Origin of the sequence: Succinivibrio faecicola (assembly GCF_019448115.1) — a bacterium.
Taxonomy (GTDB): Bacteria; Pseudomonadota; Gammaproteobacteria; order Enterobacterales; family Succinivibrionaceae; genus Succinivibrio; species Succinivibrio faecicola.
The window spans coordinates 37,300-43,562 of record NZ_JAGFNY010000016.1 but is presented as its reverse complement, the minus strand read 5'-3'; the positions used below and the strand labels follow the sequence as shown (position 1 = coordinate 43,562).

The 6,263-nt window shown below is 33.8% G+C and carries 5 protein-coding genes; 3 read left to right on the top strand and 2 right to left on the bottom strand.

The window, feature by feature from the left end:
- Window positions 1–107 precede the first annotated feature (107 nt).
- The 3 genes from J5V48_RS05825 to J5V48_RS05815 all read left to right on the top strand — a co-directional run bounded on the left by J5V48_RS05825 (window position 108) and on the right by J5V48_RS05815 (window position 2,592).
- A complete protein-coding gene (locus J5V48_RS05825; RefSeq protein ID WP_219937632.1) occupies window positions 108–731 on the top strand; it encodes a DUF1998 domain-containing protein in 624 nt (207 codons plus the stop codon).
- A 109-nt stretch (window positions 732–840) separates the two neighbouring features.
- Complete coding sequence (locus tag J5V48_RS05820) at window positions 841–1,704, top strand: YicC/YloC family endoribonuclease (protein WP_219937631.1); 864 nt, start codon at window positions 841–843, stop codon at window positions 1,702–1,704.
- A 54-nt stretch (window positions 1,705–1,758) separates the two neighbouring features.
- The gene (locus tag J5V48_RS05815; protein WP_219937630.1) at window positions 1,759–2,592 is read left to right on the top strand and encodes a M48 family metallopeptidase; all 834 of its coding nucleotides are present in this window, start codon (window positions 1,759–1,761) and stop codon (window positions 2,590–2,592) included.
- Between the two features lie 70 nt (window positions 2,593–2,662).
- Here J5V48_RS05815 and J5V48_RS05810 read toward each other — a convergent pair whose 3' ends face one another.
- Window positions 2,663–4,594 (bottom strand): DUF2813 domain-containing protein, encoded by a 1,932-nt coding sequence (locus J5V48_RS05810; protein WP_219937629.1) that lies wholly within the window; start codon window positions 4,592–4,594, stop codon window positions 2,663–2,665.
- Window positions 4,595–4,724: 130 nt separating this feature from the next.
- The gene (gene cysS / locus J5V48_RS05805; RefSeq protein ID WP_219937628.1) at window positions 4,725–6,095 is read right to left on the bottom strand and encodes a cysteine--tRNA ligase; all 1,371 of its coding nucleotides are present in this window, start codon (window positions 6,093–6,095) and stop codon (window positions 4,725–4,727) included.
- Window positions 6,096–6,263 lie beyond the last annotated feature (168 nt).

The following is a 6,263-nucleotide window of genomic DNA, read 5'->3' as shown; positions in this document are numbered from 1 at the left end:
CAATACAAGTTTTTAAAGAGCATCAACACTAGAGTGTATCTAGGTTTAATTAAATTTTTTATCTGGGAAACTCGAGTAATAAAGATTTCTCTAATAATGAATCGTGTATGACATGGTTAAAAAGAGCATCTCAGACTGTAGCTGAAGCATTGCGTTTAGCAGGAAGTCAATTATTAGATATAGATTTTACTGAGTTGAATACTGGTTTCAGATTAAGAGAAGAAAATGGAATTACATGTTCTGACATATATCTGTATGACCAGTTATCAAGTGGGGCAGGATACTCAACTAATTTGAGCACTAGAATTAAGGAACTTATTGAAAAGACAAAGATTATTCTAAATTCTTGTAACTGTGATTATGCTTGTCGCAATTGTTTAAAGCATTATAGAAATCAATTTGTTCATGGAGAATTAGACAGAACAGCTGCACTTGATCTTCTTTTATGGGGAGTTGAAGGAAAGACTCCTTCGCCTTATTCATACTCAAACCAAGTTAATCTAATCTATCAATTAGAAAATATTCTAAAATCACATTCAATACAAATTGTTTTGGATAAAGATAAAATATACTTGCAAAACCAAGATTACAAAAAAGAATTAGTCATTTATCCAACTTTTAGCTTCATGCTTGAAGATAAAACAAAGATAATGATAAAGGATTTTGATATTAAATTTAATAAGCCAAAATTCTTAAAAGATGTTACAGAAGCACTAGGAGTAAATTCATGATAACAATTTTGCATTAACTTAATATCATGGAATAATTTTCTGATTTGCTTTGTATAACTAACGGCTTTATAAAGCAGCTTAGCAATTTCTTAATTTTAATAGGATTCTTATGAGTTCAATCTTTAGCATGACCGGCGCTGCAAGCGTTCAATATAATTCAAATGAACTTTCTTTTTCTATTACTGTTAAAACAGTAAACAATCGATTTTTAGATGCTTACTTCAAGCTGTCAGACAATATTGCTCACCTTGAATCAAATTTCAGAGCACTGTGTGCAGAATATCTGAAAAGAGGAAAAATTGAATGTACTGTTAGTACGCTTATCAACAGTTCAGAACTGTCACAAATTGATGATACTGAACTTGAGAAATTTGCAAAAAGCATAAACACCATAAAGAAGCACATCGATTTTGCTCAGATAAATGCTTTGGAGATACTTAATACACCAGGTATTCTCAAGAACGGCAGTGGATTAAATGAAGAAATTGAAAAGAAGCTTAATGATGGATTTAAAAGAGCTCTTGAAAAGCTAATAGAAAGCAGAAAAAGGGAAGGAGAAAAACTAAAAGTTTCCTTACTTTCTTTACTTGATAACGTTGAAACCTGCGTTCAGAAAATCAAACCAATGCTAGATAAAATCGTTTCAGATCAAAGACAGAAACTTCTTGATAAGATTGCTTCTTTTGATATTGAAGTTGATGAAAACAGAATTGAACAGGAAGTTGTCTTAGCAGCTCAAAAAGCTGATGTTCAAGAAGAATATGACAGACTATGTGCTCATATTGCTGAGGTTAGAAATATTCTTCAAAAAGGTGGTCTTGTAGGTAAGAGATTAGACATCATGATGCAGGAACTTAACCGTGAGTCTAATACACTTGCATCAAAGGCATCTTCAATTGAGTTAACAAAAATTGCAGTGGATTTAAAGGTGCTTATCGAGCAGATGAGAGAGCAGATTCAAAATCTAGAATAAGCCAAAAAAAGTGATAAAATACGCTCACATTTTTCTTAAATTCTGGACACAAAAATGAAATTTAAATTTATTATTGCAGTTATTTTATCTGCCTTATATCTTCAGGGATGCACAACTAACACAACTTCTATGTTTGGAGATGACAGAAGTCAGCTTATGCTGATTTCTGAAGAAAAGTTAAATCAAGAAGCAAAGGAAAGTTACGATCAGGTTTTAGCTCAGGCAAAAGCACAGAAAACTTTAAACGCTGATAAGAAGTTCTACAGCAGAGTTAAAAAGATATCAGATCGCTTAATCAAGGTAGCACCAGAGCTTAGAGCTGACTGCAAAGGCTGGAACTGGGAAGTTAATACCATTAAAGAGTCAACAGTTAACGCATGGTGTATGCCAGGTGGAAAGATTGTTGTTTATACAGGTTTAAATGACACTCTAAAGTTAAACGATAATGAGCTTGCAGCTGTTATTGGCCATGAAATTTCTCATGCTATCAAAGAGCATTTAAGAGAACAAAGAAGCCAAGCAGAATTACAATCTTCAGCTACAAAACTTGCATCTTTACTTGGTGTAAAGAAGTCAATCACAAATACAGCTAACGTTGCATATCAAGCTGCATTTGCAATGCCTTTCTCTCGTGATCAGGAAAGCGAGTCTGACAAATTAGGCCTTGAGCTTATGTATAAGGCAAACTTCGATCCTAACGGTGCAGTTACTGTTATGGAGAAGATGAATCAGTTCGAAAAGAAAGCTCAAGCTGAATCTGGCGATAAGCCAAATGCAGCATCTGCATTCTTAAACAGAATTACAAGCACTCATCCTGCAAGTGAGGACAGAGCTAACGATCTAAAAGAGCTAATTCAAAAGCACGGATTAAAAGCTGAAGTCAAATAATATTTGATATTCTGATTTGATATATGCTCTGATTTCTTTACAGAATCAGAGCATTTTTGTATCTGAGATATTACAGTAGCCTTACTGTTTCAATCATTTGAATGAGCTCTTTTGGGATCCCCCCAAAACCTTTTTTCTGAATTGCATCAACTAATAAAAGAGCAAGCCCCGGTTTACTCTTTTTTCTAATGGCAGCATCAATTATTTTGTCCATAGAGCTACTTTTCTTTTGAAAAAACTTACCAGAAACCAGTCCTGACGCTGTTTTAAATGTCTTTTCATAGCCATTTGCATACAGATAATGCTCAATGTCCTTATGTGGCAATACAGTCAGATATTTTTCAGGTTTCTTTTTACCAATAAAAGCTCTTGTTGTATCAGCATATTTGTTTCCTGCTTCATCACCATCTGCTAAAACATGGAAATTTATTCCAAGCTCTAATGCTAGTTTAATCAGTGGTTTTAAGCCACATTGTGCAAATTCAATGATTCTGATACCTTCACATGGCAAAGATACACCAAGAATGTTTGCAATCTGTGTAAGCAACCAGACTTCAGTTTCACCTTCAACAAGTAGCCATGTTCTTGCAAAAAGCGCCATTGGTCTGTTAAGTCTGATATGAAAAGCTATTCTTCTTAAATCTTCATAGCTTAAAGAATGTTTCTCAATCTTATAACAGATTGTGTCGTAAACTCTTCTGTCTAATCTGCGTAAACTGTCAAGGGGAATAGATGAAAGCAGATCACCGCTGTTAGTGGTAACAATTTTTTGAGACTGAGTCTGTTCAAGAATCGACCACAAAGACAGAAGTAAAGATGGATGAAAACGAGATTCAATATCCTCAAGAATAATTATTGGCTGACTGTTAGGATCAATTTCTCTATCCTTGTTTGATATGAGCATATTGATTGAAATATAGGAGGCTAAAGCTTTTGATTTATTTATACCAGGAGCTTTTAACATTCTTTTGATATTTGAAAGAGACTCAAGGGATACAGGTCTTCTTACGATGTCATCAAGATTACGCTTCTGAGTTTTCTCATCCTTTTTGTCATCTAAACTTGTATAACAGGTTAAATATTTTTCAACAAAAGATCCAAAATTAGAAACTAACCCGTTCACCACTGAATTTACATATTCTGCGGATAATTCATTATCTTCTGATAACTTGTCTAAAAGCTCTTTTAGTTTTGGCTGTTTGCTGTAAAAAGAACCTGTTGTATTAGCAGCTTCCATACGGCTATCACGAAGTCTGAATACAGGATTTAGCTTTATGATTGTTAGAATAGCTTTCTTTAAACATTCATCAAATTTATGAGTCTGATTATTCTGATTCAATAAAGAATGTCTTGTTACAAACTTGTTTAGATTTTCATCCTGAAAGGCAACAATCTGATAATGAAGTGAATACTGCCCATCCTTATCAAAATACCAGTAAGGTTTTAAAGACTCATCATATATTGATTTATCGCTAACTAGAGATTCTTTAAAGTACAGATCTATTCTTATATGTCTATCTGTAGAATCATACTGATCTGCCTTTTCAATTTCAGGTAAATGTTTATCTATATACTTATTCAGATCGTCAAAGAATGATTTATCATTTTTTCTAGCATCATTATTTTTATTTAGTTTCTTTAAGCTACTTCTTTTTAGAATAGGATTAAAAAATCTCGCAAAAGGATGCCTCTTTTCTGTAGAAAGGTTATCTGAATTTACAGAATACGATTTCTCCGTAAAGTCTATTGGAGGTCTTTGTGTATCGCTTTCATTAAAATCAAAGATCTGATTTTCGTTAGAGACTTCTATAGGAACGTATAAATCTTCTTTAGTAAACTTACACAGCTGTTCACCCTGACCTAACACCATCCACAAAGCACGTAATAATGATGTTTTACCCCAGTGATTCTCACCAATTAGAACTGTACTGTCTTCTTGAAAATCAACGCAGAGCTTTCTTATACCTCTGAAATTAACAATAACTGCTTTTTCTAAATACATATTTATCCTTTTGCTTATATGTTAAGAGTAGGACAAATATGTAAAAATCCTTAAAAGAAAATATAAAAAAAGTGTTGATATATGAAGTTATCAACACTTTTCAAATATATATTAACTAAAAGGCTATATATTATTTACGATGCCATGTTGTACCGTTAGGTCCATCCTCAAGCTCAATATTCATAGCCTTAAGCTTGTCTCTTGCAGCATCTGCTCTTGCCCAGTCTTTAGCTAATCTTGCATCATTACGCTCTTTGATTAAAGCCTCAATCTCTTGAGCATCATCATTGTTAGCGCCAGACATTAAGAATGTTGCAGGATCCTGTTCAAGAATACCTAATACTGAAGATAGCTGCTTTAATCTGCCAGCTAAAACAGCTGCAGTTTCATCATCAGACTTATTTATCTGTTTTACAAGATCAAACAGTACAGATATTGCACCAGGAGTATTGAAATCATCATCCATGTACTCCTTGAATTTTGCAACATACTCATCATCACCTGATACTTCCTTGATTGATTTAACATCACGTAGGGTTGTATAGAATCTGTTTAATGCAGCTCTTGCCTTATCAAGATTTTCCTGAGAATAGTTAAGAGGGCTTCTGTACTGACCTGATAAAAGGAAGAATCTTACAGTTTCTGCATCATAAGTCTTGAGAACATCTCTAATTGTAAAGAAATTGTTTAAAGACTTAGACATCTTCTCTTCATTGATCATTACCATACCAGAGTGCATCCAGTAATGTACATATGAAGTATGATTTGCACAGCAGCTCTGAGCAATTTCATTCTCATGGTGAGGGAAAATCAGATCAGAACCACCACCATGAATATCAAACTCTGAACCTAAATACTTGTTGTTCATTGCAGAGCATTCAATATGCCAACCAGGTCTTCCTTTACCCCAAGGTGAATCCCAGTATGGTTCACCTTCTTTTGACATTTTCCATAAAACGAAATCTAATGGATTGTGCTTGCTCTTTGCAACTTCAATTCTTGCTCCTGCCTGCAGTTCATCAAGGATCTGACCTGAAAGCTTGCCATAATTCTTAAATGAGTTGATATCGAATACAACATCACCATTTTCTGATACGTATGCATTCTTGTTGTCGATTAGCTTCTGAACAAAAGCAATGATTTCTTCTATTGTTTCCGTTGCCTTTGGTTCAATGTCAGGACGTTTGATATTAAGAGAATCAAAATCCTTATGCATCTCATCAATATACTGATTTGCAAGATCCTTTGCACTTATACCGCGCTCATTAGCACGCTTGATGATCTTGTCATCAATATCGGTGATGTTTCTTACGTAAGTTACATCGTAACCTGAAAATCTTAAATAACGTACAATCACGTCAAAATTTACAAAGGTGCGAGCATGACCGATATGACATAAATCATAGGTTGTAACACCACAGACATACATGCCAATCTTATTCTCTTCAATTGGCTTGAATTCCTGTTTGCTTCTAGTCAAGGTGTTATAAATCTTAAGCATATTTATTCTCTTGAAATTTTTATTCCACAAAAATTAATGTGAGTATTTTAGCAAAAATTTGAGAGCGATAATGACAATTAGAAAAAAATGACCGTTTTTAACGATATCATTTCTTCTTTTACTAGCAGTTTTCGTTTATTCACTGTAAAATTTTTCTATCTAATCTTC